This window comes from Nitrobacter sp. (genome assembly GCF_047149785.1).
Lineage (GTDB): Bacteria > Pseudomonadota > Alphaproteobacteria > Rhizobiales > Xanthobacteraceae > Nitrobacter.
Genome location: NZ_BAAGBE010000001.1, coordinates 646,503 through 670,515, shown reverse-complemented (window position 1 = coordinate 670,515; position 24,013 = coordinate 646,503). Strand labels below are relative to the sequence as shown.

General features: G+C 62.6%; 20 protein-coding genes and 1 pseudogene. 12 read left to right on the top strand and 9 right to left on the bottom strand.

All coding sequences use genetic code 11. The features are described from left to right. Window positions 1-65 precede the first annotated feature (65 nt). The 3 genes from ACMDCM_RS03065 to ACMDCM_RS03055 all read left to right on the top strand — a co-directional run bounded on the left by ACMDCM_RS03065 (window position 66) and on the right by ACMDCM_RS03055 (window position 4,368). The gene (locus ACMDCM_RS03065) at window positions 66-2,564 is read left to right on the top strand and encodes an ATP-dependent helicase (RefSeq protein WP_412772196.1); all 2,499 of its coding nucleotides are present in this window, start codon (window positions 66-68) and stop codon (window positions 2,562-2,564) included. A gap of 120 nt (window positions 2,565-2,684) precedes the next feature. Next, the gene (locus ACMDCM_RS03060) at window positions 2,685-3,605 is read left to right on the top strand and encodes an ABC transporter ATP-binding protein (RefSeq protein WP_412772195.1); all 921 of its coding nucleotides are present in this window, start codon (window positions 2,685-2,687) and stop codon (window positions 3,603-3,605) included. Between the two features lies 1 nt (window position 3,606). Beyond that, window positions 3,607-4,368, top strand: a complete 762-nt coding sequence (locus ACMDCM_RS03055) for an ABC transporter permease (protein WP_412772194.1) — start codon at window positions 3,607-3,609, stop codon at window positions 4,366-4,368. Window positions 4,369-4,537: 169 nt separating this feature from the next. Here ACMDCM_RS03055 and ACMDCM_RS03050 read toward each other — a convergent pair whose 3' ends face one another. Then, on the bottom strand, window positions 4,538-4,873 hold the full coding sequence (locus ACMDCM_RS03050; RefSeq protein ID WP_412772193.1) for a hypothetical protein: 336 nt from the start codon (window positions 4,871-4,873) through the stop codon (window positions 4,538-4,540). A gap of 293 nt (window positions 4,874-5,166) precedes the next feature. Between ACMDCM_RS03050 and ACMDCM_RS03045 the strand changes: the two genes are divergently transcribed. Both ACMDCM_RS03045 and ACMDCM_RS03040 read left to right on the top strand, forming a co-directional pair. Further along, window positions 5,167-5,979, top strand: coding sequence for a L,D-transpeptidase (locus ACMDCM_RS03045; protein ID WP_412772192.1), 813 nt, complete (start codon window positions 5,167-5,169; stop codon window positions 5,977-5,979). 84 nt (window positions 5,980-6,063) lie between these two features. Continuing rightward, window positions 6,064-7,671, top strand: a complete 1,608-nt coding sequence (locus ACMDCM_RS03040; protein ID WP_412772191.1) for a phytoene desaturase family protein — start codon at window positions 6,064-6,066, stop codon at window positions 7,669-7,671. A 3-nt stretch (window positions 7,672-7,674) separates the two neighbouring features. On the opposite strand, the gene ACMDCM_RS03035 is transcribed toward ACMDCM_RS03040, so the two are convergent. Continuing rightward, on the bottom strand, window positions 7,675-7,815 hold the full coding sequence (locus ACMDCM_RS03035; RefSeq protein WP_412772190.1) for a hypothetical protein: 141 nt from the start codon (window positions 7,813-7,815) through the stop codon (window positions 7,675-7,677). Window positions 7,816-8,315: 500 nt separating this feature from the next. On the opposite strand from ACMDCM_RS03035, the gene ACMDCM_RS03030 reads away from it, so the two are divergent. The 4 genes from ACMDCM_RS03030 (at window position 8,316) to ACMDCM_RS03015 (ending at window position 13,766) form a co-directional block, all read left to right on the top strand. After that, window positions 8,316-8,597 carry a hypothetical protein gene (locus tag ACMDCM_RS03030; RefSeq protein WP_412772189.1) on the top strand — a complete coding sequence of 94 codons (282 nt, stop codon included), beginning with the start codon at window positions 8,316-8,318 and terminating at the stop codon, window positions 8,595-8,597. A 22-nt stretch (window positions 8,598-8,619) separates the two neighbouring features. After that, complete coding sequence (locus tag ACMDCM_RS03025; RefSeq protein ID WP_412772188.1) at window positions 8,620-9,516, top strand: 50S ribosomal protein L11 methyltransferase; 897 nt, start codon at window positions 8,620-8,622, stop codon at window positions 9,514-9,516. Window positions 9,517-9,573: 57 nt separating this feature from the next. Next, the gene (locus tag ACMDCM_RS03020; RefSeq protein ID WP_412772187.1) at window positions 9,574-11,397 is read left to right on the top strand and encodes an aminopeptidase P family protein; all 1,824 of its coding nucleotides are present in this window, start codon (window positions 9,574-9,576) and stop codon (window positions 11,395-11,397) included. Between the two features lie 815 nt (window positions 11,398-12,212). After that, the gene (locus tag ACMDCM_RS03015) at window positions 12,213-13,766 is read left to right on the top strand and encodes a P-loop ATPase, Sll1717 family (protein ID WP_412772186.1); all 1,554 of its coding nucleotides are present in this window, start codon (window positions 12,213-12,215) and stop codon (window positions 13,764-13,766) included. A gap of 77 nt (window positions 13,767-13,843) precedes the next feature. Here ACMDCM_RS03015 and ACMDCM_RS03010 read toward each other — a convergent pair whose 3' ends face one another. After that, window positions 13,844-14,563, bottom strand: coding sequence for a DUF899 family protein (locus tag ACMDCM_RS03010; RefSeq protein ID WP_412772185.1), 720 nt, complete (start codon window positions 14,561-14,563; stop codon window positions 13,844-13,846). A 147-nt stretch (window positions 14,564-14,710) separates the two neighbouring features. Here ACMDCM_RS03010 and ACMDCM_RS03005 point away from each other — a divergent pair, with 147 nt between their 5' ends. Continuing rightward, entirely contained in the window at window positions 14,711-14,995 is a 285-nt protein-coding gene (locus ACMDCM_RS03005; protein WP_412772184.1) for a hypothetical protein, read from the top strand. Window positions 14,996-15,330: 335 nt separating this feature from the next. Here the strand turns inward: ACMDCM_RS03005 and ahcY are convergent, their stop codons facing one another. The 3 genes from ahcY to ACMDCM_RS02990 form a co-directional block, all read right to left on the bottom strand. Beyond that, on the bottom strand, window positions 15,331-16,770 hold the full coding sequence (gene ahcY / locus ACMDCM_RS03000) for an adenosylhomocysteinase (RefSeq protein ID WP_412772183.1): 1,440 nt from the start codon (window positions 16,768-16,770) through the stop codon (window positions 15,331-15,333). Window positions 16,771-16,940: 170 nt separating this feature from the next. Further along, window positions 16,941-18,137, bottom strand: coding sequence for a methionine adenosyltransferase (gene metK / locus ACMDCM_RS02995; protein WP_412772182.1), 1,197 nt, complete (start codon window positions 18,135-18,137; stop codon window positions 16,941-16,943). 56 nt (window positions 18,138-18,193) lie between these two features. Further along, window positions 18,194-19,546, bottom strand: coding sequence for a hypothetical protein (locus ACMDCM_RS02990; protein WP_412772181.1), 1,353 nt, complete (start codon window positions 19,544-19,546; stop codon window positions 18,194-18,196). Between the two features lie 243 nt (window positions 19,547-19,789). Between ACMDCM_RS02990 and ACMDCM_RS02985 the strand changes: the two genes are divergently transcribed. Beyond that, on the top strand, window positions 19,790-21,100 hold the full coding sequence (locus tag ACMDCM_RS02985; RefSeq protein ID WP_412772180.1) for a UDP-glucose dehydrogenase family protein: 1,311 nt from the start codon (window positions 19,790-19,792) through the stop codon (window positions 21,098-21,100). Between the two features lie 15 nt (window positions 21,101-21,115). On the opposite strand, the gene ACMDCM_RS02980 is transcribed toward ACMDCM_RS02985, so the two are convergent. Next, window positions 21,116-22,093 (bottom strand): cytochrome-c peroxidase, encoded by a 978-nt coding sequence (locus tag ACMDCM_RS02980; RefSeq protein WP_412772179.1) that lies wholly within the window; start codon window positions 22,091-22,093, stop codon window positions 21,116-21,118. 4 nt (window positions 22,094-22,097) lie between these two features. After that, the gene (locus ACMDCM_RS02975) at window positions 22,098-22,721 is read right to left on the bottom strand and encodes a hypothetical protein (protein WP_412772178.1); all 624 of its coding nucleotides are present in this window, start codon (window positions 22,719-22,721) and stop codon (window positions 22,098-22,100) included. A gap of 173 nt (window positions 22,722-22,894) precedes the next feature. On the opposite strand from ACMDCM_RS02975, the gene ACMDCM_RS02970 reads away from it, so the two are divergent. Further along, window positions 22,895-23,245: a hypothetical protein gene (locus tag ACMDCM_RS02970; protein ID WP_412772177.1), complete on the top strand. Its 351-nt coding sequence runs from the start codon at window positions 22,895-22,897 to the stop codon at window positions 23,243-23,245. On the opposite strand, the pseudogene ACMDCM_RS02965 reads toward ACMDCM_RS02970, so the two are convergent. Next, a pseudogene (locus tag ACMDCM_RS02965) lies at window positions 23,242-24,011 on the bottom strand (IS5 family transposase). The gene ACMDCM_RS02970 and the pseudogene ACMDCM_RS02965 sit on opposite strands and share 4 nt — an antisense overlap. Between the last annotated feature and the right edge of the window lie 2 nt (window positions 24,012-24,013).

The following is a 24,013-nucleotide window of genomic DNA, read 5'->3' as shown; positions in this document are numbered from 1 at the left end:
TCAATCCTGCTAAGAAGGCTCCCCTTTGCCGCCCTGCAATGTCATCGTGGGGCAAGACGATTCGCATGACCGAACCAAACAGACTGATCCATCGTGACGTGTCCGAACACCAGCCCGCCGCCGGTGGCATCGCGGCGCGCGCACGCGCGGCGGCAACGCCGCAATATCTGTCCGGGCTCAATCCGGAGCAGCGCGAAGCGGTGGAAACGCTGGACGGACCGGTTCTGGTGCTGGCTGGCGCGGGCACCGGCAAGACCCGTGTGCTGACGACGCGGATCGCGCATATCCTCAGCCAGGGCCGCGCCCGCCCCGGCGAAATCCTCTCGGTCACCTTCACCAACAAGGCCGCGCGCGAGATGAAGCAGCGGCTTGGCCAGATGCTCGGACAAGCCGTGGAAGGCATGCCGTGGCTCGGCACCTTTCATGCCATCGGCGGCAGGATTCTGCGCACACACGCGGAGCTTGTGCAGCTCAAATCCAATTTCACCATCCTCGATATGGACGACCAGATCCGCCTGCTCAAACAGCTTCTGCAAGCCGACAACGTGGACGACAAGCGCTGGCCGGCGCGGATGCTGGCGGGGCTGATCGACGGCTGGAAGAATCGCGGCCTGACGCCAACGCAGGTGCCCTCGGGAGAAGCGGCCGTGTTCGGCAATGGCCGCGGCGGCAAACTCTATGCCGCCTACCAGGCGCGGCTGAAGATCCTCAATGCCGCGGATTTCGGCGATCTGCTCCTGGAGAACATCCGCCTGTTCCGCGAACATCCGGATGTGCTGCGGCAATATCAGAACCGCTTCAAGTTCATCCTGGTCGACGAGTATCAGGATACGAACGTCGCGCAATATCTGTGGCTGCGGCTGCTGTCGCAGACCTCCTCACAATCGTCATCGCCGCGGCAATCCACCATTTCTCCAGAAGACGGATCACCAGGTCTCGACGCTTCGCGGCGGCCCGGTGATGACGCGCGGACAAAGAATTTCTCCTCGCCGCCCAAAAACATCTGCTGCGTCGGCGACGACGACCAGTCGATTTACGGCTGGCGCGGCGCCGAGGTGGACAACATCCTGCGCTTCGAGCACGATTTTCCCGGCGCCAAGGTGATCCGTCTGGAGCGCAACTACCGCTCCACCGGCCATATCCTCGCCGCCGCCTCGCACCTGATCGCGCATAACGAAGGCCGGCTCGGCAAGACGCTGCGCACCGAGGACGTCGATGGCGAGAAGGTTACCGTCACAGGGTCCTGGGACTCTGAGGAGGAAGCCCGCGCCATCGGCGAGGAAATCGAACAGCTCCAGCGCGCCGGCGGGAAGCTGAACCAGATCGCGATCCTGGTGCGCGCCTCGTTCCAGATGCGCGAGTTCGAAGACCGCTTTGTCACCCTCGGCCTGCCCTATCGTGTCATCGGCGGCCCGCGCTTCTACGAGCGCGCCGAAATCCGCGACGCGCTCGCCTATCTGCGCCTGATCAACTCGCCGGCCGACGACCTCGCCTTCGAGCGCATCGTCAACGTGCCCAAACGCGGCCTCGGCGACGCCACCGTCCAGATGCTGCACGAGATCGCCCGCAAGCGGCGGATCCCGCTCAGCGAGGCCGCCCGCGCCGTGGTCGAGACCGACGAGATGAAACCGAAAGCACGCGGATCGCTGCGCGCATTACTCGACAGCTTCGACCGCTGGCGCGCTCAACGCGAGACCATGCCGCACACCGAACTTGCCGAGATCGTGCTCGACGAGAGCGGCTACACCGAGATGTGGCAGAAGGATCGCTCTGCCGATGCCGCGGGCCGTCTCGAGAATCTGAAAGAGTTGGTGCGCTCGATGGAGGAGTTCGAGAACCTGCAGGGTTTCCTCGAGCATATCTCGCTGGTGATGGACCGAGATGGCGGTCCCGATGAAGACGCCGTCTCGGTGATGACGCTGCATTCCGCCAAGGGACTCGAATTCGACAACGTCTTCCTGCCCGGCTGGGAGGAAGGTCTGTTTCCGCATCAGCGCGCGCTGGATGAGCAGGGGCGAGCCGGCCTCGAGGAAGAACGCCGGCTCGCCCATGTCGGCCTGACGCGGGCGCGCCGCCGCGCGAAACTCTACTTCGCCACCAACCGGCGCATTCACGGCTCGTGGTCGACCACAATTCCGTCCCGCTTTCTCGATGAACTGCCGGCGCAAAATGTCGAGATCACCGAATCGAAGGGCGGCTCGGGCTGGGGTGGAGCGGGCGGCTACGGCCCCTCGCGCTTCGACAATATTGAATCGTTCGGCTCGAGCTATGCGACGCCCGGCTGGCAGCGCGCGCAGGCCAATCGCGGCCGCGGCGGTTTCAATGAAGCCGGCACGCCTTATAATGCGGGCAGATCGAAGTCGAAGCACGCGCCAGTCACGATCGAAGGCGAACTGATCGCCAAATCCACCGGCACGATCTCCGGCTTTTCACCGGGCGACCGGGTTTTTCATCAGAAATTCGGCTACGGCAAAGTGACGCGGACCGACGGCAACAAGCTGACCATCGCCTTCGACAAAGCCGGCGAGAAAAAGGTGGTCGATAGCTTCGTGGAGCGGGTGTAGCCGATTGCGGAACATCACAAGCATTCCTATCTGTTGACCCGCATTCTCCATGGCCTCGCCGCCCGGCAGCGATAACCGTCCTTCGTCGTTTTCAACCCGATCACAGCGTGTCAACTTCGCATGTCGTCTATCATTTCTGTCTCAGGCCTGTCGAAGACCTACGCCTCCGGTTTCACGGCACTGAAGACCATCAACCTCGAGATCAACCGCGGTGAGATTTTCGCGCTGCTTGGCCCTAACGGTGCAGGCAAGACGACGCTTATCAGCATCATCTGCGGCATCGCGACCCCCTCGGTCGGACAGGTGCTGGTCGATGGCCACGACATCCGGCGCGACTATCGCGCGACCCGCTCGCTGATCGGCCTCGTGCCGCAGGAACTGCACACCGACGCGTTCGAGACGGTGTGGGCCACCGTCAGTTTCAGCCGCGGGCTGTTCGGCAAGCCGAAGAATCCGGCTCACATCGAGAGGGTCTTGAAGGACCTGTCGCTATGGGACAAGAAGGACAGCAAGATCGTCACGCTGTCCGGCGGCATGAAGCGGCGCGTGATGATTGCGAAAGCATTGTCGCACGAGCCGCAGATCCTGTTTCTCGACGAGCCGACCGCGGGCGTCGATGTCGAACTGCGCAAAGCGATGTGGGAGGTGGTGCGGACGCTGCGGGCTTCCGGCGTCACGATCATTCTGACGACGCATTACATCGAAGAGGCCGAAGAAATGGCCGACCGCGTCGGCGTCATCAATAGAGGTGAAATCATCCTTGTCGAGGAAAAGGCTGCACTGATGCAGAAGCTGGGCCAGAAGCGGCTCAAGTTGCATTTGCAGGGCAAGGTCGATGCCGTGCCGCCGCCGTTGGCGACCTACAATCTCGAGCTTGCCGGGGACGGCACCGAGTTGATCTATACCTATGATACCCGGAGCGAGCATACCGGCATCACCAGCCTGTTGAGCGATCTCCGAGCCGCCGGCATCAGGTTCTCCGATCTGGATACAACCCAGAGTTCGCTGGAAGAGATTTTCGTCAGCCTGGTGAGGGCCTGACATGAACATCGAAGCCGTGAAGGCGATCTACCGGTTTGAAATGGCGCGAACCTGGCGCACGCTGCTGCAAAGCATCGTCTCGCCGGTGGTCTCGACGTCGCTTTACTTCGTGGTGTTCGGCGCAGCAATAGGGTCGCGCATCACGCAGGTCGAAGGCGTCAGCTATGGCACCTTCATCGTGCCCGGATTGGTGATGCTGTCGGTGTTGACGCAAAGCATCACGAACGCATCGTTCGGCATCTACTTCCCGAAGTTTATCGGCACCATCTACGAGATCCTGTCGGCGCCGATCTCCTATTTCGAGATCGTGCTGGGCTACGTCGGAGCGGCCGCGACCAAGTCGATCATCCTCGGCCTGATCATTCTCGCCACCGCGGGGCTGTTCGTGCCGTTGCACATCCACCATCCGATATGGATGCTGACGTTTCTGGTGCTGACCTCCGTGACGTTCAGCCTGTTCGGCTTCATCATCGGCATCTGGGCCGACGGCTTCGAGAAGCTGCAGATGATTCCTCTGCTGATTATCACGCCGCTGACGTTCCTCGGGGGGAGCTTTTATTCGATCAGCATGCTGCCGCCCGGCTGGCAAACCGTCGCGTTGTTCAATCCGGTGGTCTACCTCATCAGCGGCTTCCGCTGGAGCTTTTACGAGATCGCCGACGTCGGCGTGTCCGTGAGCATCGGCATGACGCTGGGTTTTCTCGCGATCTGCATGTTGATCGTTTGGTGGATTTTCAGGACCGGCTACCGGCTGAAAAACTAGGGCCTGCCATCATCGCCCGGGCCTTTTCGCTTCCGATGGAATCAGAAGCGAATCCTCTTGAATTTGGCTTGACGCGTTTTATTCACGCGAACCGGTGACCATCCGAGGTCAAAATACTCAAAAAAATTGCGGTCCGGTTCGATCCGGACCGCAGTCGGGAGGAAATCCCTTATCGGCGATAGCAGTGGAAATGACCATGCTTCCAATAGCCGCGGCATCGATGTCCGCGGCGGGGGCCGCGATCCGGAATACCGAGCACGCCCTTGACGCCGCCAACCGCGCCACCGACGCCGGCGCCGATCGCACCTCCGATCGCGCCGCCGACCGGACCGGCCGCGCGATTGCCCTCACGGGCGCCCTGGTTCGCACCGCGCTCCATGCCTCCGATCACGCCTTGCGCGTGGGCCAGGTGTGGAATGGAAAACAGGGCCAGCGCGGTCGCCGCGGCCACGAGTTGCAGCCGGAAATAAGGGATAGTCGGCAATCCTCTGGTTCTGGACTTCATCTGCATTCTCGTCCTCTGCTGGCTGGCTCGGCCACGAAACGGGCCGCGGTGACTGGATGAAGGTAGGTAGGGTAATTATAACGTGATCACACCCAAAAGGTTCCATATCTTGTTACGGTTGCTTGTTACCGAACTTCCTTTTTCCATGCGCTTTTTGGCTCTTTGTTGGTCTTTGTTATGCCATGCGGCTCGGCGAGTTAACCGCGGCTCAAATCCGCTACTGGCAGCAGGATCATTTTGAGCGCATATATGGGAAAGCGGGGACGGCAGACTTCATTCGAGGCCGAGGTAAAATGCGTAAGTTTCTTATTCCCGTCGCCGGCCTGTTTCTACTTGCCGCTGGCAGCGCCGCCCAGGCGAAGGTGTCGATCCTTGTCGACAAGGACAATCAGCAAATGACCGTCTCCGTCGACGGCGTCGCGCGTTATCGCTGGCCGGTCTCGAGTGGAAATCCATCTCACGAAACCCCCAACGGCAGCTTTCAAGCGTTCCGCATGGAAGCCAACCATTTCTCCAAGGAGTTCGACGACGCGCCGATGCCGCACTCGATCTTCTTCACCAAGGTCGGTCATGCCATCCACGGCACGTTCTCCGAGGGCAGCCTCGGAGTCCCCGTTTCGCACGGCTGCGTGCGCATCTCACGCGCCCATGCAGCGACACTTTATGCGCTGGTCCAGAAAGAGGGCGTTCTCAATACAACCGTCACGCTGACCGGGTCATCCCGCGTCGCATTGGCGCGCAATCCTCGCAACAAGCGCAAAACCGACGTCGCCCGTCGCGATCCTGGACCGGACTACCAGTCTTATGATGCCGCCGGAAATCCGGTCGACCTGACGCCGGGGCAGATTGCGCCAGTTCAGCAGCCGCAGGCCACCGTTCGCGGCGACGACGGCTATATCTATCCGGCGGACGGCAGCTCCAGCGATCAGCGCTACCCCGCGCCGCGCAACTATCGCCGCCTTTACGACGCACAGAACGTTCCCCGGCAACGACAGAATTATTACGGCGATCAGGCAGACTACGGTTATGCGCAACCCTATCCGCCACAGGTTTATGCGCCGCGGCCTTATCAGCCGCGCGGCCTGTTCACGGATTTCGGCGACTGATCCGAGCCTCGCCGTTCCCGGTAAAAGCGACTGCGACGCTTGACGATCTCCGAACGAAACGGCTGGTTCACATCGAAGCGGACCATGCCGGGCATTGACGTCGTCATCATCGGCGCCGGCCACAACGGCCTTACCTGCGCCGCCTATCTCGCGAGGGCCGGGCTGCGGGTCAAGGTCGTAGAGCGGCGCAAAGTGGTGGGCGGCGCCGCGGTGACGGAGGAATTCCATCCGGGCTTCCGCAATTCGGTCGCGGCCTACACCGTCAGCCTGCTCAATCCGAAAGTCATCGCCGACTTGCGGCTGCACGACCACGGCCTGCGGATTGTCGAACGCCGCGCCCAGAATTTCCTGCCTGCGCCCGACGGCCGTTACCTTCTCACCGGCGAAGGCCGCACCGCAGCGTCGGTCGCTCGCCTGAGCGAACGGGATGCCGGCGCGATCGGCGACTTCATGCGCGAATTGGACGAGATCGCCGACGTGGTCCGGCAATTCGTGCTGCGCGCGCCGCCGAACCTCGTCGAAAGATTTGGCCTCAAGGCCGCGCATGAATTCGTAAACGCCATCGGCTCCGCCGGAATCCTGCGCGATCTGTCGCTGGAGCAGCAACGCAGCCTGCTCGACCTCTTTGCGCGATCGGCCGGAGACATTCTCGACGACCGCTTCGAAGCCGACCTGGTCAAGGCGCTGTTCGGCTTCGACGCCATCGTCGGCAACTACGCAAGCCCCTACACGGCCGGCTCGGCCTATGTGATGCTGCACCATGCTTTCGGGGAGGTGAACGGCAAGAAGGGCGTCTGGGGTCACGCCATCGGCGGCATGGGCGCGATCACCCAGGCGATGGCGGCGGCCGCCCGCGCGCATGGCGCCGAGATCGAAACCGGGGCTGGCGTAAGCGAAGTCGTCGTCGAGCGCGGCCGCGCGACGGGTGTCGTCCTCGACGACGGGCGAACGATCCGCGCAAAATACGTCGCTGCGAGCGTCAACCCGAAACTGCTCTATACGAGGCTGTTGCCCGCAGGCTCCCTATCTCCCGCCTTCCTCAACCGCATCAGCAACTGGCGCAACGGCTCCGGCACGTTTCGGATGAACGTGGCTCTCTCCTCCCTGCCCTCGTTCTCCGCCTTGCCGGGCGCGGGCGACCATCTCAGCGCCGGCATCATCCTCGCACCCGGTCTCGGCTACATGGACCGCGCCTGGCAGGACGCGCGCCAGTTCGGCTGGAGCCGCGAACCGGTGATCGAAGTCCTGATCCCGTCGGTGATCGATGATTCGCTCGCCCCGTCCGGCCGGCATGTCGCCAGCCTGTTCTGCCAGCATGTGGCGCCGCAGTTGCCCGAGGGCGCGTCATGGGACGACCATCGCAATGAGGTCGCCGACCTCATGACCGCGACGGTCGACCGCTACGCGCCGGGCTTTGCCGCCAGCATCATCGGCCGGCAGATCCTGTCGCCGCTCGACCTCGAGCGTGAATTCGGGTTGCTTGGCGGCGACATCTTCCACGGCGCGCTGACGCTGAACCAGTTGTTCTCGGCCCGGCCGATGCTCGGCCATGCGGATTATCGAGGGCCGCTGAAGGGTCTCTATCATTGCGGCTCCGGCGCGCATCCTGGCGGCGGCGTCACCGGCGCACCCGGCCATAACGCGGCGCGCACGATCCTGCAGGATCACCGGGCGCTGTTCGCCCGCCGTTAACGCTCAGGCGATCAGCAATACATAGACCGCCACTAACGGAGTCAGTCCGAGCACAACGATGCTGATACCGACTGCCCACATGATGTCCTCGACCGCGATTCCGGATATCCTTCCGGCCGGCTCGACCTCGTCGATGCCTTCCATGACGCCTCCGCGTTCTGCTTGGAGAGCATCGATAACGACAAATCTCTAAGAAACGTCGCCGCGATTTCGCTGAGATTTGGACACAGGAGCTACCGGAGATTAACCCTCGCGGGTCGCGACCAGGACCGCCTTTGTCGCCGGACAAGGCTGTCGAAAGCGTCTGCGAAGCTTGATGACAAGCTGAGGATAAATCTGTGGATACCTATGTGGAAAAGCTGTTGATAATATTCTGAAAGAGAGTTTGCCGCTTCAGATCTGAAGCTGTTGATAAACCACGGTATGTATTTCTATTAATTGAAGATTTCAACATTCATGCTCGACGCTTTCTTGCTGGATTTACCGGCTCCGACACCCACATGGGCCGCCTTCTTGGCAACCTCAGGCCGCCGCTTTGTTGTCATTCCGGCCGCCTGCGTCTTTCAGCCCATGCGTTTTCCATCGTCTAAATTTCCAATTTGCACTAAAGCAGGTGCGAAAGCAGACAACTACCGGGGGTCTATGTGCTGCAAATTCTTGGCCGGGTCTTTCTCACGATCATCATCCCTTTATACGGAGGCTACATCGGCACGTCCCTGAACACGTTCGACATCTACCTGGTCCTGGCCGCCTCCTGGTCACTGTGGGCCTATGGTCATCCGGGGCCGCGGGAGCTTTGGCAGACGGGGGGCTGGGCCGGTGTCTTCAAGGGCTGGCTTGTCATGGTCCTTGCCATTCTTCTCGTCGCCGGACCGGCCTATGGCATCGGCTATCTCATCAGAAACTGGAACACGATCTGGCCCTGAACACGCATACGTCGGATGTCCGATGACCAGCGCTGTCACGCCGGCGACCAGTCGCGCCACCTTTGCCATCGGCGAGGAGCAGATCGCGCGGCGGGTGGTCGACCTCCTGACCGAGACACTCGACGGCGGCGAACTTGCCGTCGCCGCATTCGAACACAGCGACGGGCGCTGGGGCGTTTCGATGCACTTCGCCACTCCGCCCGATGAAGAGCGAATTCGCGCGCAAGTCACGCTGGCCGCCGGCGATGCCGTCGCGCGAACCGTCGTCTTCGACACCATCGCCGCCAGGGATTGGGTCGAGGCCAGCCTCGAAGGACTGGCGCCGGTCCCCGCCGGCCGTTTCGTCGTCCATGGCCGGCATGACCGCGCGCGTGTCCCGCCAAACAAACTCGGCATCGAGATCGAGGCCGCGCTGGCGTTCGGCACCGGTCACCATGGCACGACCCGCGGCTGCCTGCTGCTGCTCGATCAGGTGCTGCGCAGCAAGATGCCGCGGCGGGTTCTCGATCTCGGCGCCGGCACCGGCGTCCTCGCCATCGCCGCGGCCAAGGCGCTGCGTCGGAAAGTGCTGGCCAGCGACATCGACCCGCGTTCGACGATCGTGGCGAACGAGAACGCCGCGCTGAACGGCGTCGGCGATCTTGTGGAGTCGATCTGCGCGACCGGCTTTTCCGCGCCGCTGTTTCGCGCCCGCGCGCCGTTCGATCTGGTGCTGGCGAACATTCTCGCCAACCCGCTGCGGCAGATGGCGCCGGTCATGGCGACCCACCTTGCGTCCGAGGCCGTGGTGATCCTGTCGGGGCTGCTGCCGCATCAGACCCGCGGCGTAATCGCGGCCTACCGGGCGCAGGGGCTGGTGCTGATCCGGCAGATGCGGGTCGACGGATGGTGCAGCCTGCTGATGCAGAATCGAGGGTAGCGCTGATCCCGCTCCGCCGTTGCGGACGCCATCCCGGAATTCTAGAATACCCGCGCAATGTTCGAAGCCCACTTTCAGACCTTCGAGGACCTCGAGGGCGGCGTCGCGCTCACCGCCCGCCTCGCCGCGTTTCGCGAGGAGTTGCACCGGCGACAGTTGACCGGCTTCGTGATTCCGCGCGCCGACCAGCAGCAGAACGAATATGTCGCGCCCTCCGAGGAGCGGCTGGCATGGCTCACCGGCTTCACCGGATCGGCCGGCCTCGCCGTCGTGCTCTCGAAAGAGGCCGCGGTGTTTGTCGATGGCCGCTACACGTTGCAGGCGGCGCAACAGGTGGATACTCACGCCTGGGCCATCGCCTCGCTGGTCGATCCGCCTCCCGAAAACTGGCTGGCGGAGCATCTCAGTGCCGGCGACCGGCTCGGCTACGATCCATGGCTGCATACGTCCGCGGCGGCGGAGCGTCTCGCAAAGGCTTGCGCGAAGGCCGGCGCCGACCTGATTCCCGTCGAGACCAATCCCATCGACAGCATCTGGACCGATCGGCCCGCGCCGCCGCTCGGCCCGGTCACGATCCATGGCGCGAGGTTCGCAGGCGAGACCGAGGCCGACAAGCTGGCGCGCATCCGTGCCGAGATGACGAAGCTCGGCGTCGATGCACTGGTGCTGTCGGATTCCCACGCCGTGGCCTGGACCTTCAACATCCGCGGCGCCGATGTCTCGCACACCCCGCTGCCTTTGTCCTATGCGCTGGTGCCGAAGGACGGCTGCCCCGTCGTGTTCATCGACTCCCGCAAACTCTCCAACGTCAGCCGCGATCATCTGGAGCGCAACGCCGAGGTGCGCGAACCGGATGCGTTGACCGAGGCGCTGGCCGCAACGGCGAGATCCGGCGCATCCATCGGACTCGACAGCGCCACCGCCGCCGACGCGTTGAGCCGCCTCATCACCTCCGCAGGCGGCACGCCGATGCGCGGCAACGATCCCGTTGCGCTGCTGAAGGCCGTGAAGAACCCGACCGAAATCGCGGGCGCGCGCAGCGCGCATCAACGCGACGCCGTGGCGCTGGCGCGGTTTCTCGCCTGGATCGACCGCGAGGCGCCGAAGGGCACGCTGACCGAAATCGACGCCGTCGAGGCGCTGGAAACCTTCCGTCGCGACACCGGCGCGCTGAAGGACGTCTCCTTTCCGACTATCTCGGGCACCGGGCCGAACGGCGCCATCGTGCATTATCGCGTCACCCGCAAGAGCAACCGCCGCATCGCGGCCGGCGACCTGCTGCTGATCGATTCCGGCGCGCAATACGAGGACGGCACCACCGACGTCACCCGCACCATCGCGATCGGCCAGCCGACCGACGAGATGCGCGACCGTTTCACGCGCGTGCTGCGCGGCCACATCGCCATCGCGCGTGCGGTGTTTCCCGACGGCACCACCGGCGCACAGCTCGACACGCTGGCGCGGCAATTCCTCTGGCAGGCCGGCGTCGACTTCGAGCACGGCACAGGTCACGGCGTCGGCAGCTATCTCTCGGTGCATGAAGGTCCGGCGCGGATTTCGAAACTCGGCACCACGCCCTTGAAGCGCGGCATGATCCTGTCCAACGAGCCGGGCTATTACAAGCGTGACGCCTTCGGCATCCGGATCGAAAATCTGGTACTGGTCACGGCCGCTGAGATACCGGGTGCCGAGAAGCCCATGAACGGTTTCGAGACCTTGACGCTGGCGCCGATCGACCGCCGCCTGATCGACCGCAGCCTCAGCGCCGACGAAACGCGCTGGCTCAACGACTACCATGCCCGCGTCCGCCGCGAGGTGCGCCCGCATCTCGACGAGGCCACAAAAGTCTGGCTCGACGCCGCGACGGGGCCGCTTGCGTAGCGCGCGCTGTCGCGAAAATGCGCGTGGCGCTTGCGCTATTCGCGCTCATGACAATCCACGGTAAACTCCAGACGTGCGACATCACCCCTGTTGTTTGCGGCGCGGGGACGCCGTCGCTCAACTATCCCGTCCCTCTCACGCGCGCTTGGGGCTTGCCCCATTCGCGCTACGCCCAAAAGTGAGGGCGCGCGGAACGCCGGACGCATGGTGCGTCCGCAGCCTCATGCGCGATAAAAACAAGCGCACGAGTTAGCCACCACGAAAGCACCGGATACATCCGGCGTTCCGCACGCGGTGGTTTTTTCGGCTTGCTTCGTGCTCTCCCCGGCAACGGTCGAGACCTGACGCCGTCGTCTCCGCGGTACTTTTGCGAGCCGGCTGGCGCGCGAAAGAGCAGGCCGGATTTCGGCAAGGACCACACGACTTGGGCCGGCGCGCAAAGGCGTCACGGTGGAGCGCATCTCCGCCCCGGCCGCGACGCGCAACGTCGTCGTCAGCCGGACTTCCGGTCCCTCACGCGGCGTCCGAAGTTCGAATGCCCCTCCGTAAGAGGAAAGCATCCTCGCTCCGGGCTTGCGCCCTGCGACCTTCATTCCGGCCTGACGCTGCCGCGTCCACCGCATCCCGCCCCGCGTTCGTGACGATCGCGAGCCGCCCCTCTATGGGGCGGGATTGATAGGAATATAATCCAAATCACAACCTTTGTCAATATACTGCCCCCGAGCATGCGGAGGCTGTTGGTCATTACGGAAGCTATTGAGGTGCAGCAGTTCTGATGTTACGGCCGGAGGGACGCGAACAGATGGGGGGCAGCGGTGGCAGTCAACGCATTTCTTGCCGCACAGAAATTTGTGGAGGATCCGTTTCAGTCAACTAATGCCGGCGAAGAACCAAAACTCGAACGATACTTCGTACCACCTCCCTATTTTTCGTCCGTACTTGGCGATGCAGATAACCCGAAAAGCCAAGTGATACTTGCACCGCGCGGCGGAGGTAAAACGGCTCAACGCGTGATGATTGAGAAGAGTAGTGAATCTCAAGCCTTTCTTTGCGCGACGTATGATGACTTTCCTATCTCCACTAAATTCTCGTTGAACGATGCTACGCTCGACTACCATTTGAAGAACATAGCCACACTTATTCTCCTAGGAATTTTATTCGAACTTGATCGTCAACCTCAAAAGATTGCAAAACTATCCGACCAAGATAAGCAAATCCTGAAATTCCAAATTGAACGTTTTCTCGGGACGTTCTCGGCCGAAGAATTCGAGCGCGCGCTAAAATCACTTAAGAACTTTGGAGACAAAGCGAACGATCTTTGGAATAAATATGGTGGCAAAATAGCCGCTCTTATTAACGCTTTCATAGCGAAATATGGCTTCGGTGCAATAGATGCAACACAGCTAAAATTCGATGACAGCAAACGAGATGAGCAGCTTAAATTTCATATTCGAAGGCAGGTTGAAATTGCGAAAAAATGCGGCCTCCGTTCAATTTATATACTAATCGACCGCGTCGATGAAACAGTCCTTACGGGTGCAGATGCTCGGCAGTCATTCGCGTTAGTTCGTTCTTTAATCTCCGACCTTCCGACTCTTGAGACAAAAGGGATCGCGTTCAAGTTTTTCCTTTGGGACAAATTGAAGGATGAATATGTTAGCCATGGCGCTAGACCAGATCGGATTAAAATATTTGAGTTGAACTGGAAGACTGCCGAATTAGAAAAGATGCTCTCGGAGCGATTGCGCGAATATAGCCACGGCGTACACAGTAGCTTTAATTCGCTTACCGACACTCAAGACTTAAACACACATCGTCTGGTCGCATGGTTAGGGGCTGGCTCGCCACGAGACATGATTAGAGTATGCGGGCGAATTGTCGATGAACACACCCGCTCAGACCCAATTTCTCCTACCATCCCAAAAGAAACAATTTTCCGAGGTATTCAGACATTCGCACAAGAACGAGCAGAGGAGCTATTCGGCAATAGTTTCATTCAATTAAAGAAACTGGCAACGGCAACGTTCACTGTTAACCAATTAGCCAGCGATGTACTGCGTATCTCCGTCCAAGCAGCCCGAAATAGAATCGGCCCATGGCAAAACTCCGGTGCAATTAAGAAGATTGACGAAATTGAGAATCAAGGTAGCCGACCTCTTCATCTTTACGGCGTCAGCGATCTAAGACTCTTGATCGCCCTGTTTCCAAAAATCGAAATTAATCAACTACTCGAAAACTGGGCCTATGTTTGCCCCTCATGTGGTACGGTGGTAATTTCTGATCGAAAAGAGCTCGTCTGCGAATGCGGGGAGCGAATACAGGCGACTCATGCGCAGAGCCTGCTGTCCGAATGCAAACTTCGCTCTTAGCTCGCGCGGACATCTGCGTATCTCCGTCATGGTCGGGTTTATCCCAGCCACCTGCGCAATGTCACAACGACGGCTGCCTAATATTCCACCTTCGGAAACCACGTCTCCCCTCGTCCCTCCGGCGTCATGTCGAGCAAATTCCACAAGGGATCGGCGAGATCGCCGGCGCGGTGGTGCTGGCCCGGCGCGGACCGAGCGAAGGCCATTTCCGAACCCCAGAAGTGATGGATTTTTCCGTTGCGCTTCTTGAACACGTTGAAGATGGTCTCGTCCCAGTTCTGGCCTTCCGGCACCCTGTGCTGCGCGCGCATGGCTTTTGAGAATTTCGTGGTGTCGCCGAAATAGTCGCCGTCGTAGCAGTTGCCGGCGGTCGAGAGCAGCGACAGGTGCTGCCAGCCGCGCCGGCGCGCGAACGCCATCAGCCGCGCGATCGGCGATTTGGCAACGACGTGAAACGCCGCGCGCTGGGTGAGATGCCGCGCGGCGCCGTCGATCCCGTCCAGAAGATGCGTGCAGCCGGGGCACGGCGATTCGCGCTCGGGACCGTACATGAAGCTGTAGAGGATCAGCGTGTCGTGCGGCCCGAACAGCTTTGACATCCTCACCTTCCGCGGCATGAGGTCGTCGCCGATGCGTTCGAACACGTAGTCCCACGGTACCTCGCCACCCAGCGGCAGCGCGCGGCGTCTCGCCGCCACCGCCTCGATCTGCGCGCGCAGCTTGGTCTCCTCCTCCAGCAGCCGGTTGCGCGCCACGCGATAGCCCTCGCTCTCGTTCGGATATCGCAGATGTTCCATGGAGGCCTCGCGGGATGCGGGTGGGGACGCTTGCGGAATCGAACGGAGACAACGCGGGCCTTCGAGCCGGGTTCCGGACGACGACGGCCGACCGGCAAACCCCGGCCCTGCTCTGGCATTCCGGCGGATCGTGCCTATATCGGTTCCATGACCAAGCCTCCGCCGAGCCCCGCACAACTGGCCCGCAACGAGCGCATGCGCACTGCCGCCATCGAGGGCGCGAAGGCGCGCGCAGACATCGAAGCCCGCGACGTCGCTATACGCAAGAATATGGAACGCCTGCGCGCGCTACGGCTCGCCAAGGAAGCCGAAGAGGCGGCGCAACCGAAGCCGGTGAAAGCGCCCGCCCGCGGCAAGAAGGCAACGCCCAAACAAACCGCCAAACTGTCGGATTTTCTGGCGTCGCAGAAGAGCACCGGCCGGACCACGTGAGGCTGATTTGAGCGTTTTCGAGCGACGTGGCTATCGGTTCGCGTCAAGAAAACGCGTCAAAACAAAAACATAGAGTCCCGCTTCTGATTCCATCAGAAGCGGAAAGGTTCTAAGCGGCCGCCGAGCGCCAATGATTGACAAGGCACACACAGCCCCGGATCGCTCCGGGGCTTCTTTGTTTCTCGGGCGTCCGTGTTTCCTTCCCGTCATTCCCGATGCGCGATTGCGCATCTGTGGGCATCGCAACGCGACTATCCCGGAATCCAGTTATCGCGTGAAGCTGGATTCCGGATCGGCTTGCCCTGCAAGCCGTCCGGAATGACGGATAATGCCGCTCAATAGCGGTAGTGATCGCTCTTGAACGGGCCTTCGACCTTGACGCCGATGTAGTCGGCCTGGTCCTTGCGCAACTCGGTGAGCCTGACGCCGATCTTGTTCAGATGCAGCCGCGCCACCTTCTCGTCCAGCGTCTTGGGCAGCACGTAGACCTCGCGCTTGTACTTGCCGTCGTTGTTGTTGGCGAACAGCTCGATCTGCGCCAGCGTCTGGTTGGTGAACGACGCCGACATCACGAAGCTCGGATGTCCCATGGCGTTGCCAAGGTTCACCAGGCGGCCTTCCGACAGCAGGATCATACGCTTGCCGTCGGCGAAGGTGATCTCGTCCACCTGCGGCTTGATGTTGTCCCACTTCAAATTCTTCAGCGCGCCGACCTGAATTTCGTTATCGAAATGCCCGATGTTGCAGACGATGGCGCGATCCTTCATCGCGCGCATGTGCTCAAGGGTGATGATGTCCTTGTTGCCCGTGGCGGTGACGAAGATGTCGGCGCGGGGTGCTGCGTCCTCCATGGTCACGACCTCGTAGCCTTCCATCGCCGCCTGCAGCGCGCAGATCGGATCGATCTCCGAGACCATGACGCGGCAACCGGCCTGGCGTAGGCTCGCGGCCGAGCCCTTGCCGACGTCGCCGAAGCCCGCGACCATGGCGACCTTTCCGCTCATCATCACGTCGGTGCCGCGGCGGATGCCGTCGACCAGCGACTCGCGGCAGCCATAGAGATTGTCGAACTTCGACTTGGTGACGCTGTCGTTGACGTTGATCGCGGGCCACAACAGCGTGCCGGCCTTCTGCATCTCGTAGAGACGATGCACGCCGGTGGTGGTCTCCTCCGAAACGCCCTTGATGGATTTGGCGACCTCGCCGAACCAGCCCTTCGGCTTCTCTTTCAAGAGACGCTTGATGAGCGCGAACAGCACCTCCTCTTCTTCCGCGCCGGGCTTGTCCAAAAATGCCACGTCGCCCTTCTCGGCGCGCACGCCCAGATGGATCAGCAGCGTCGCGTCGCCGCCGTCGTCGAGGATCATGTTCGGGTGTCCACCGCCGTGCCAGTCGAACAGGCGCGCGGTGTAGTCCCAGTAGTCCTTCAGCGTCTCGCCTTTCACCGCGAACACCGGAATGCCGGCGGCGGCGATCGCGGCGGCGGCATGATCCTGGGTCGAATAGATGTTGCAGGAGACCCAGCGGATGTCCGCGCCCAGCGCCTTCAGCGTTTCGATCAGTACCGCGGTCTGAATCGTCATGTGCAGCGAGCCGGCAATGCGCGCGCCCTTCAGGGGTTGCCTGGGGCCGTATTCCTCGCGCGTCGCCATCAGTCCGGGCATCTCAGTCTCGGCGAGCGAGATTTCCTTGCGGCCGAAATCGGCAAGGCCGATGTCCTTGACGATATAGTCGGTGAAGCCTGCGGGCGTCTTGGCGGCGGTAGCGGTGGTCATGTCGGTCGGATCCCTTGTTGCGGCTCCCCCTCCCCGTCTGCAAGCGAGTGAAGAAGCGGCGTCATCTTTCCTTCGTCATGGTCGGGCTCGTCCCGGCCATCCACGTCTTGCTGACAAAAAGAAAGACATGGATGCCCGGCACAAGGCCGCGCATGACGTCTTGCTTGTTGTCACACCGCGCGCTTGATCACCTCGGCGAGGTCGGTCTTCTCCCAGGAGAAACCGCCCTCGTTGTCCGGCGTGCGGCCGAAATGGCCGTAGGACGAGGTGCGCGCATAGATCGGCCGGTTCAGGTCGAGATGCTTGCGGATGCCGCGCGGCGTCAGGTCCATCGCCTCGGAGGCGATCCGCTCCAGCGTGTCTTCCGGCACCTTTCCGGTGCCGTGCGTATCGATGTAGATCGACAGCGGACGCGCGACGCCGATGGCGTAGGCAAGCTGCAAGGTGCAGCGGTCGGCAAGACCGGCGGCGACGATGTTCTTGGCGAGGTAGCGCGCGGCATAGGCCGCCGAGCGGTCGACCTTGGTCGGATCCTTGCCGGAGAACGCGCCGCCGCCATGCGGCGCCGCGCCGCCGTAGGTGTCGACGATGATCTTGCGGCCGGTCAAACCGGCGTCGCCGTCGGGACCGCCGATAAAAAACTTGCCGGTGGGATTGATATGCCAGATGGTCTTGTCGGTGATCCATCCCTTCGGCAGCGCCTCGCGCACATAGGGCTCGACGCGCTCGCGCACTTGGTCGGAACTCATGTCCTCGACGAGATGCTGGTGCGACACCACGATTTCGCGCACGCCGACCGGCTTGCCGTTCTCGTATTGCACCGTGACCTGGCTCTTGGAGTCCGGCCCCAGCACCTTTTCCTTGCCGGAGTGGCGGGCCTCGGAAATCAGCCGCAGGATCTTGTGGGCGTAGAAGATCGGCGCCGGCATCAGGTCCGGCGTCTCGTTGCAGGCGTAGCCGAACATGATGCCCTGGTCACCGGCGCCCTCTTCCTTGTTGGTGCCGGGCTGCAAGGCGTCGACGCCCTGCGCGATGTCGGCCGACTGCGGATGCAGCAAGATGTCGATGTCGCAAGTCTTCCAGTGAAAGCCGTCCTGCTCGTAGCCGATGTCCTTGATGGCGTCGCGAACCACGCTCTCGATCTTGTCCTTGGTGACTGAGTCCGGTCCGCGCGTTTCCCCGGCGATCACCACCTTGTTGGTGGTGGCGAGCGTCTCGCAGGCCGCGCGGATCGCCCAAGGATCGATGCCGGCTTTCGGGCCCTCGCTGAAAAACAGATCGACGATCTCGTCGGAGATGCGGTCGCACACCTTGTCGGGATGCCCTTCCGAAACCGATTCACTCGTGAACAAGTAAGATCCGCGCATCAATCGTCCCTTCATCCGCCAGCGTTGGCAGTCATTCGTGGTGTTGTCCTGAAATGTCAGTCCCGACGACGCGAGATGACGTAGGATTCGTCGTAGAACCAGAGACCGTTGTGCTTGCGCAAAACCTCCCTGGTGGCGTCCAGATAGCGGCCGCTTTGGGTCATCTCCGTCAACCGGTCGTCTTCGACCTGGGCGACGTAAACCGCCGCATTCCACGCTGCGAAGGCCGTCGAGGTACCGATCGATCCCGTGACCTCATTGGGCAGCGCTTCCATATCATAGCGAAAAATCGAACGGTGGTCGGCATAAGCGTTGAAATTAAGGTCGCGCCCCACCGAGCCGAGCTCGTATTTCACAGCGCGCAATAGCTCATGACGGCTCACGGCGAAAGGATTTTCTCCGGGCCAGGCCGCCTGGACGATCTCCAGTCCGGGGTCATGTCCATAAGAATGTATTCCTATCAACCGCCCGCCACGCCGCAATGCCCTCGCCAGGGGAGCGATGATCCGTCTGGCCCTGAAGTTGAGGGACGATCTGGCCCGGTAGGGCTGCGACGCGATCACCAGATCGAAGCTGGCCTCGACCCGCCCGGCCTGGGGGATCACCGGGTCGAGCATAAATTGATGGTCTTCCCGGTAGATCACCAACACGACCGGGCGCTCGTAGACCGGCATCCCCGTGACCGGACTGACATTCGCCCGCCAGTTCTCCTCAAGATACGGCCACAGGTCCCGAATTTGCGCCTCGAACTCGCCGGAAGACGCTCCTCGCAGCCGCACCTCGCGCCACACCATGCCGGCTGCGGCCTGTGGCGAGCGGGGCGCGAGCCAGGGCGCTTCCGCGTAATTCATATTGGTCAGCACCATGACGGTCGCCGGGTGCTCGAACAGCCGGTCCGGCGCCTTGTCGAGCGTCAGCTTGATGTCCTCGAGGCTGAGTTCCTTGCCCGCGACATAGAACGGCATGTGGGGAAAGCGGACGTGCATGGAGCGCATCACCCGCGCCAGCACCGTGCCGTCGCCGACGCCCGCGTCGAACACCCGCAGCGCCGGCGGCCGCGGATGGATGCTGCCGAACTCCAGCGCAACACGGTCGGCGATGACGCGCTTCTCGCTGCAGGTATGGACGAACAGCAGATACTTCTGCCGGTTCTCGAAGAAACGGAAATTGGCGCGGGGATCGCGGCGCTCGATCGGCTCCGGCCGGCGGATGGCGGCCGCGCCATCCGGCGAGCCCGAGGCGATACAGGCCTCGATCCGGTTCAGCGTGTCGATGGTGATGCGCTTGCCCTCGCGCAGCCGCGGCACGAGCTTGCCGTCATTGACGGCGCGCCGGCCGAAGGTCGACTCCGCCATCCCGGCCTGGCGGCAATAATCGGAAATCCGGCTCAGCAGTTCGTCGTTCGTCATGACGGCTTGTTAGGGGGCCAGGTGGATGGGCAGAAAGATGCGTCATTATCCTCCTATCAGCTTCTGCCCACCATTGAAACCCGACGTACAGGCGGCATTGCCGCTCATCCCTGTTTTCCTTCGATCCGCCATAAGGGCCGCGGATGATGACGGCCGCGGATGCCTCGTCAGCCGCGCCCGCCGTCTGCTAAGACGCTGTTTAAGAATCCCTCCGGATCATCATCAGGCCGATAGGTTTATTCGATGCGCATCGCCATGATTGGCACAGGCTACGTAGGCCTCGTGTCCGGGGCCTGCTTTGCCGATTTCGGGCATCGCGTCACCTGCGTCGACAAGGATGCGGCGAAGATCGACGCGCTTTGCCGCGGCAAAATCCCGATCTTCGAGCCGGGCCTCGAGGCGCTGGTCGCGACCAACGTGGCGGCGTCGCGGCTCGATTTCACCACCGATCTTGCCGCCCCGGTGGCGGAAGCGGATGCGGTGTTCATCGCTGTCGGCACCCCCTCGCGCCGTGGCGACGGTCATGCCGATCTCAGCTACGTCTACGCCGCCGCGCGCGAGGTCGCGGCGGCGTTGCGCGGATTCACCGTGGTGGTGACCAAATCGACCGTGCCGGTCGGCACCGGCGACGAGGTGGAGCGGCTGATCTTCGAAGCCAATCCGTCGGCCGACGTGGCGGTGGCGTCCAACCCCGAATTCCTGCGCGAGGGCGCGGCGATCCGCGATTTCAAGTTTCCCGACCGCATCGTGATCGGAACCTCCGACGAACGCGGCCGCAAGGCGCTCGGCGACATCTACCGGCCGCTGTCGCTCAATCAGGCGCCGCTGATGTTCACCGCGCGCCGCACCGCCGAACTGATCAAATACGCGGCCAACGCCTTTCTCGCGACCAAGATCACCTTCATCAACGAAATCGCCGACCTGTCCGAAAAGGTCGGCGCCGACATCCAGGAGGTCGCGCGCGGCATCGGCCTCGACAACCGAATCGGCACCAAGTTCCTGCACGCGGGCCCCGGCTACGGCGGCTCCTGTTTTCCCAAGGACACCCGCGCGCTGGTGAAGATCGCGGAAGATCACGACGCCCAGCTTCGCATCGTGGAGGCGGTCGTCACCGTCAACGACAACCGCAAGCGCGCGATGGCGCGCAAGGTGGCGCAGGCGCTCGGCGGCAATCTGCGCAACACGACCATCGCGGTGCTGGGGCTGGCGTTCAAGCCCGACACCGACGACATGCGCGAGGCGCCGTCGATCCCGCTGATCACCGGCCTTTGCGACATGGGCGCGAAGGTCCGCGCCTTCGACCCCGCGAGCATGACGGAGGCGCGGCGCGAGTTGCCCGATATCGACTACTGCGACGATGCCTATGCCTGTGCGCAAGATGCCGACGCGCTGGTGATCGTGACCGAATGGGTCCAGTTCCGCGCGCTCGACCTGCCGCGGCTGAAACGCATCATGAAGCAGCCGGTCATGGTCGATCTGCGCAACGTCTACCGTCCCACTGAGATGGCGGACCTGGGTTTTGTCTACAGCAGCGTCGGCCGGGACCGAGCGTAGATCTTTTCCGGCGGCTTAGAGACGCTTGCCGCAAGCCTCGCTGGGCATGGCGAGCGATTTGCGCCGGGTGAACTCGGGATCGGACAGGGCCTCGAGGAAAGCGATCAACTGCGCCATCTCCTCCGCATCGTGGGTCAGGCCATGCCGTGCGATGGCCCCGTCAAGTGTTCGGGCCGATCCGTCATGCCACCAGGGACCCGTCAGCGCGACATTGCGCAGCGAGGGTGTCCGGAACTTGCCCCGGTCGGCGTCGATTCCGGTTTTCTCGAACAGCCCCTGATCGGCCAGCGCGGCATCGGCCGGAGCGAGCCGGTGCATGGTCAGATCCGTGAAATTCGGCCCCGAATGGCAGGCCGCGCAATCGCGGGCGAACAGCCCTGACCCGGCCTTTGCGTCCGGGCCGAGTTGCTGCCGGTCCCATGCGGTGCCGTAGGAGACGAGCGTGCGCTCGAAGCTCGCCAGCGCGCGCGCCACGTTGGCGAAGTCGATGCGCCCGCCGTCTTCAGGGAAGGCGCGCGCAAACATCGCCCGGTAGCAGTGATCGCGTCCGAGGCGCGCCCCGATCTCGGCTTCGCGCCCCGCCATGCCCATCTCGACGGGACGGGTGCCGAATACCGGTGACGCCGCCTGCGTCTCGAGCGTCGTGTTCGCCGGGTCCGCAAACATCAGCGGCGTGAACCAGGCAACATTGGCGAGCCCGGGAACGTTGCGCCGCCCCGGCTCGTCGGTCACGCCGGGATGGGTGCGGTTGCCATCGGCAAAAGCGTGTTTCTGCTCATGGCAGGTGGCGCAGGACATGGTGCCATCGGCCGAGAGGTCGGCGTCGTAGAACAGCCGCCGGCCAAGCTCGACCTTGGCGGCGGTCGTGGGATTGTCGGCCGGGACCGGCGGCGGCGGAACTCCGGCAGGCAGCGTCCAGCGCCATGCCAGGACCGCTGCTGTCAGCAGGAGCCCGGCCGACAGCACCAGAAGCGAGAAGCGCCAAGCCGACACGGGATCAGGGCAGGCGCGCGACCAGCACCGTCATCTGCGGCTGGCCGTTGGCCGCGATCTGCAGAACGTAGGAGCCGGGGGTGAGAGGAAAATCCACCATCTTGCGGATCCCGGTGCAGTTCGGCCCATGCCCATGCGCACTTGAGGTTACGGCCTGCTTGTCGCGCACGACGTCGATCCAGGCAGCCGAATCGAGCGCCAGGCGGTAGGTGCCGGCCTCGTGCACGTCGATCTGCACGAGACCGCCATAGCTGACCGAGCCGCCCGGCTTCTCGGGACGCAGCGGATAGCGCACCTCGGGCGTTTGCAGCAACGCCAGACGCGCCGCCTGGCCGACCGGCAGGCGCGCGCGTGACGTGCCCGCCGCGTTCTCGGCCGCCTGCAACCGGGATGGCGTGGTCCAGGGCGCCAGTTCGCCCGTGGGCGCGACGGGGACGGCGCAGGCCGGCGCGGCGGCCTCCTGCGCATCGGCGGCAGGCCAGGCTGCGGCTGAGGCCAACGCCGCACCCCACGCCAGACCCCACGTCATCGCCTTGCGCATGTCCACCCTCTCACGTTGGCTGTAGTGAACTGAATATAGCGAATTGCCGCCGGCAACAACCGTTTTGGGCTGTTGCGGGTGCGGCACGATGACAACCCCTCAGGGGCGGCAAGATCAGCGGCGCGAGATCGAAAAACGGGCTGCGGGCACCTCCCCGCCGCTCCGGCCACCAAAGCACAGAGAGCGACCACGGTATTTAATTACTCCACAATGACCCTTCCGCTAATCTTTTGGGAAGGTAATCGCTTCCATGATCCGGTATGGCGGACGGGCGCTTCCAAACGGGCCCGCCCGCCCCGCAATTTCCACACCGGGATTTTATTCATCCAGCCATGACCTGCCCCGCGCGCCGAATTCCGATCCTGCTTTGCACCCTGCCGATCGTATGCAGCCTGGGAGGCTGCGGCAGCATCAATTCGCATCTGGCGGCCGGAATGGGCGATGCGATCCCGCAATGGGCCGGAGGCCTTCCGGCCGACGCCCCTCCCCGGCCCGGCACCGCGAAATATGATGAGATGATGAAAGAGCGTGAACGCGAGCGCCTGACGCCGAAGACGACGAACGACACCGCCGCTCAGTCGTCGAATAACGCGACGGGCGCGATCCACTAGGTCATCGACTCATTAAATCGCAACCAGATTCGGATTGAGGCGAGCTTGATGGCAGCGAGGAAGTTGTCGTCGCGCTTGTCGTAGCGGGTTGCGACAGCGCGATAATGCTTGATTTTGTTGAAGAAGCGTTCGACCAGGTTGCGCTTGCGATAGAGCCGCCTGTTGAACCTCAGGGCCATGACGCGATTTGGCATCGGCTTTACATTGGCTGTCGCGCCGCGCGCGGCCAGGGTCTGGCGCAGGGCGTTGGAGTCGTAGGCCCGGTCCGCCAGCAGCACGTCGCCGCGCCCAATCGTGTCGATCATGTCCTGCGCACTGCGCCCGTCATGCGCCTGGCCTTCGGTGATCTTGAGGACGATCGGCAAGCCGCACGCATCCACCAGCGCGTGGATCTTGGTGGTCAGCCCGCCGCGCGAGCGACCCATGCAACGGGATCGCGTCTGTTTTTTTGACCGTTGGCGGCGTGCTGGTGCACCCGGATCGACGATGAATCGATCATTTGAATGTCGCCCTCATAAGCCTTTGAAACCGCCGACAGAATTCGATCCCATACGCCGGCCTTGCGCCACCGGTTGAAGCGGTTCACGCAGGTCGTATGCGGGCCGTAGCGCGCCGGAATGTCCGCCCACGGCGCGCCGGTGCGCAGCCGCCAGAAAATCCCGTTCAGCACCCGTCGGTCGTCCACCCGTGCAACGCCGCGCGATTTGTTCGGCAACAGCGGCTGGATCACAGACCATTCAAAATCCGTCAGATCAAAACGCGCCATTC

What these genes read in the sequence shown, in the direction of transcription:
- ACMDCM_RS02990 (WP_412772181.1), bottom strand. Translation starts at nt 19,546, where the DNA reads ATGACGAACGACGAACTGCTGAGCCGGATTTCCGATTATTGCCGCCAG.
- ACMDCM_RS03005 (WP_412772184.1), top strand. Translation starts at nt 14,711, where the DNA reads ATGACCAAGCCTCCGCCGAGCCCCGCACAACTGGCCCGCAACGAGCGC.
- ACMDCM_RS03050 (WP_412772193.1), bottom strand. Translation starts at nt 4,873, where the DNA reads ATGAAGTCCAGAACCAGAGGATTGCCGACTATCCCTTATTTCCGGCTG.
- ACMDCM_RS03040 (WP_412772191.1), top strand. Translation starts at nt 6,064, where the DNA reads ATGCCGGGCATTGACGTCGTCATCATCGGCGCCGGCCACAACGGCCTT.
- ACMDCM_RS03060 (WP_412772195.1), top strand. Translation starts at nt 2,685, where the DNA reads ATGTCGTCTATCATTTCTGTCTCAGGCCTGTCGAAGACCTACGCCTCC.
- ACMDCM_RS03025 (WP_412772188.1), top strand. Translation starts at nt 8,620, where the DNA reads ATGACCAGCGCTGTCACGCCGGCGACCAGTCGCGCCACCTTTGCCATC.
- ACMDCM_RS02985 (WP_412772180.1), top strand. Translation starts at nt 19,790, where the DNA reads ATGCGCATCGCCATGATTGGCACAGGCTACGTAGGCCTCGTGTCCGGG.
- ahcY (WP_412772183.1), bottom strand. Translation starts at nt 16,770, where the DNA reads ATGACCACCGCTACCGCCGCCAAGACGCCCGCAGGCTTCACCGACTAT.
- ACMDCM_RS02970 (WP_412772177.1), top strand. Translation starts at nt 22,895, where the DNA reads ATGGCGGACGGGCGCTTCCAAACGGGCCCGCCCGCCCCGCAATTTCCA.
- ACMDCM_RS03065 (WP_412772196.1), top strand. Translation starts at nt 66, where the DNA reads ATGACCGAACCAAACAGACTGATCCATCGTGACGTGTCCGAACACCAG.
- ACMDCM_RS03055 (WP_412772194.1), top strand. Translation starts at nt 3,607, where the DNA reads ATGAACATCGAAGCCGTGAAGGCGATCTACCGGTTTGAAATGGCGCGA.
- metK (WP_412772182.1), bottom strand. Translation starts at nt 18,137, where the DNA reads ATGCGCGGATCTTACTTGTTCACGAGTGAATCGGTTTCGGAAGGGCAT.
- ACMDCM_RS03010 (WP_412772185.1), bottom strand. Translation starts at nt 14,563, where the DNA reads ATGGAACATCTGCGATATCCGAACGAGAGCGAGGGCTATCGCGTGGCG.
- ACMDCM_RS03045 (WP_412772192.1), top strand. Translation starts at nt 5,167, where the DNA reads ATGCGTAAGTTTCTTATTCCCGTCGCCGGCCTGTTTCTACTTGCCGCT.
- ACMDCM_RS03020 (WP_412772187.1), top strand. Translation starts at nt 9,574, where the DNA reads ATGTTCGAAGCCCACTTTCAGACCTTCGAGGACCTCGAGGGCGGCGTC.
- ACMDCM_RS03035 (WP_412772190.1), bottom strand. Translation starts at nt 7,815, where the DNA reads ATGGAAGGCATCGACGAGGTCGAGCCGGCCGGAAGGATATCCGGAATC.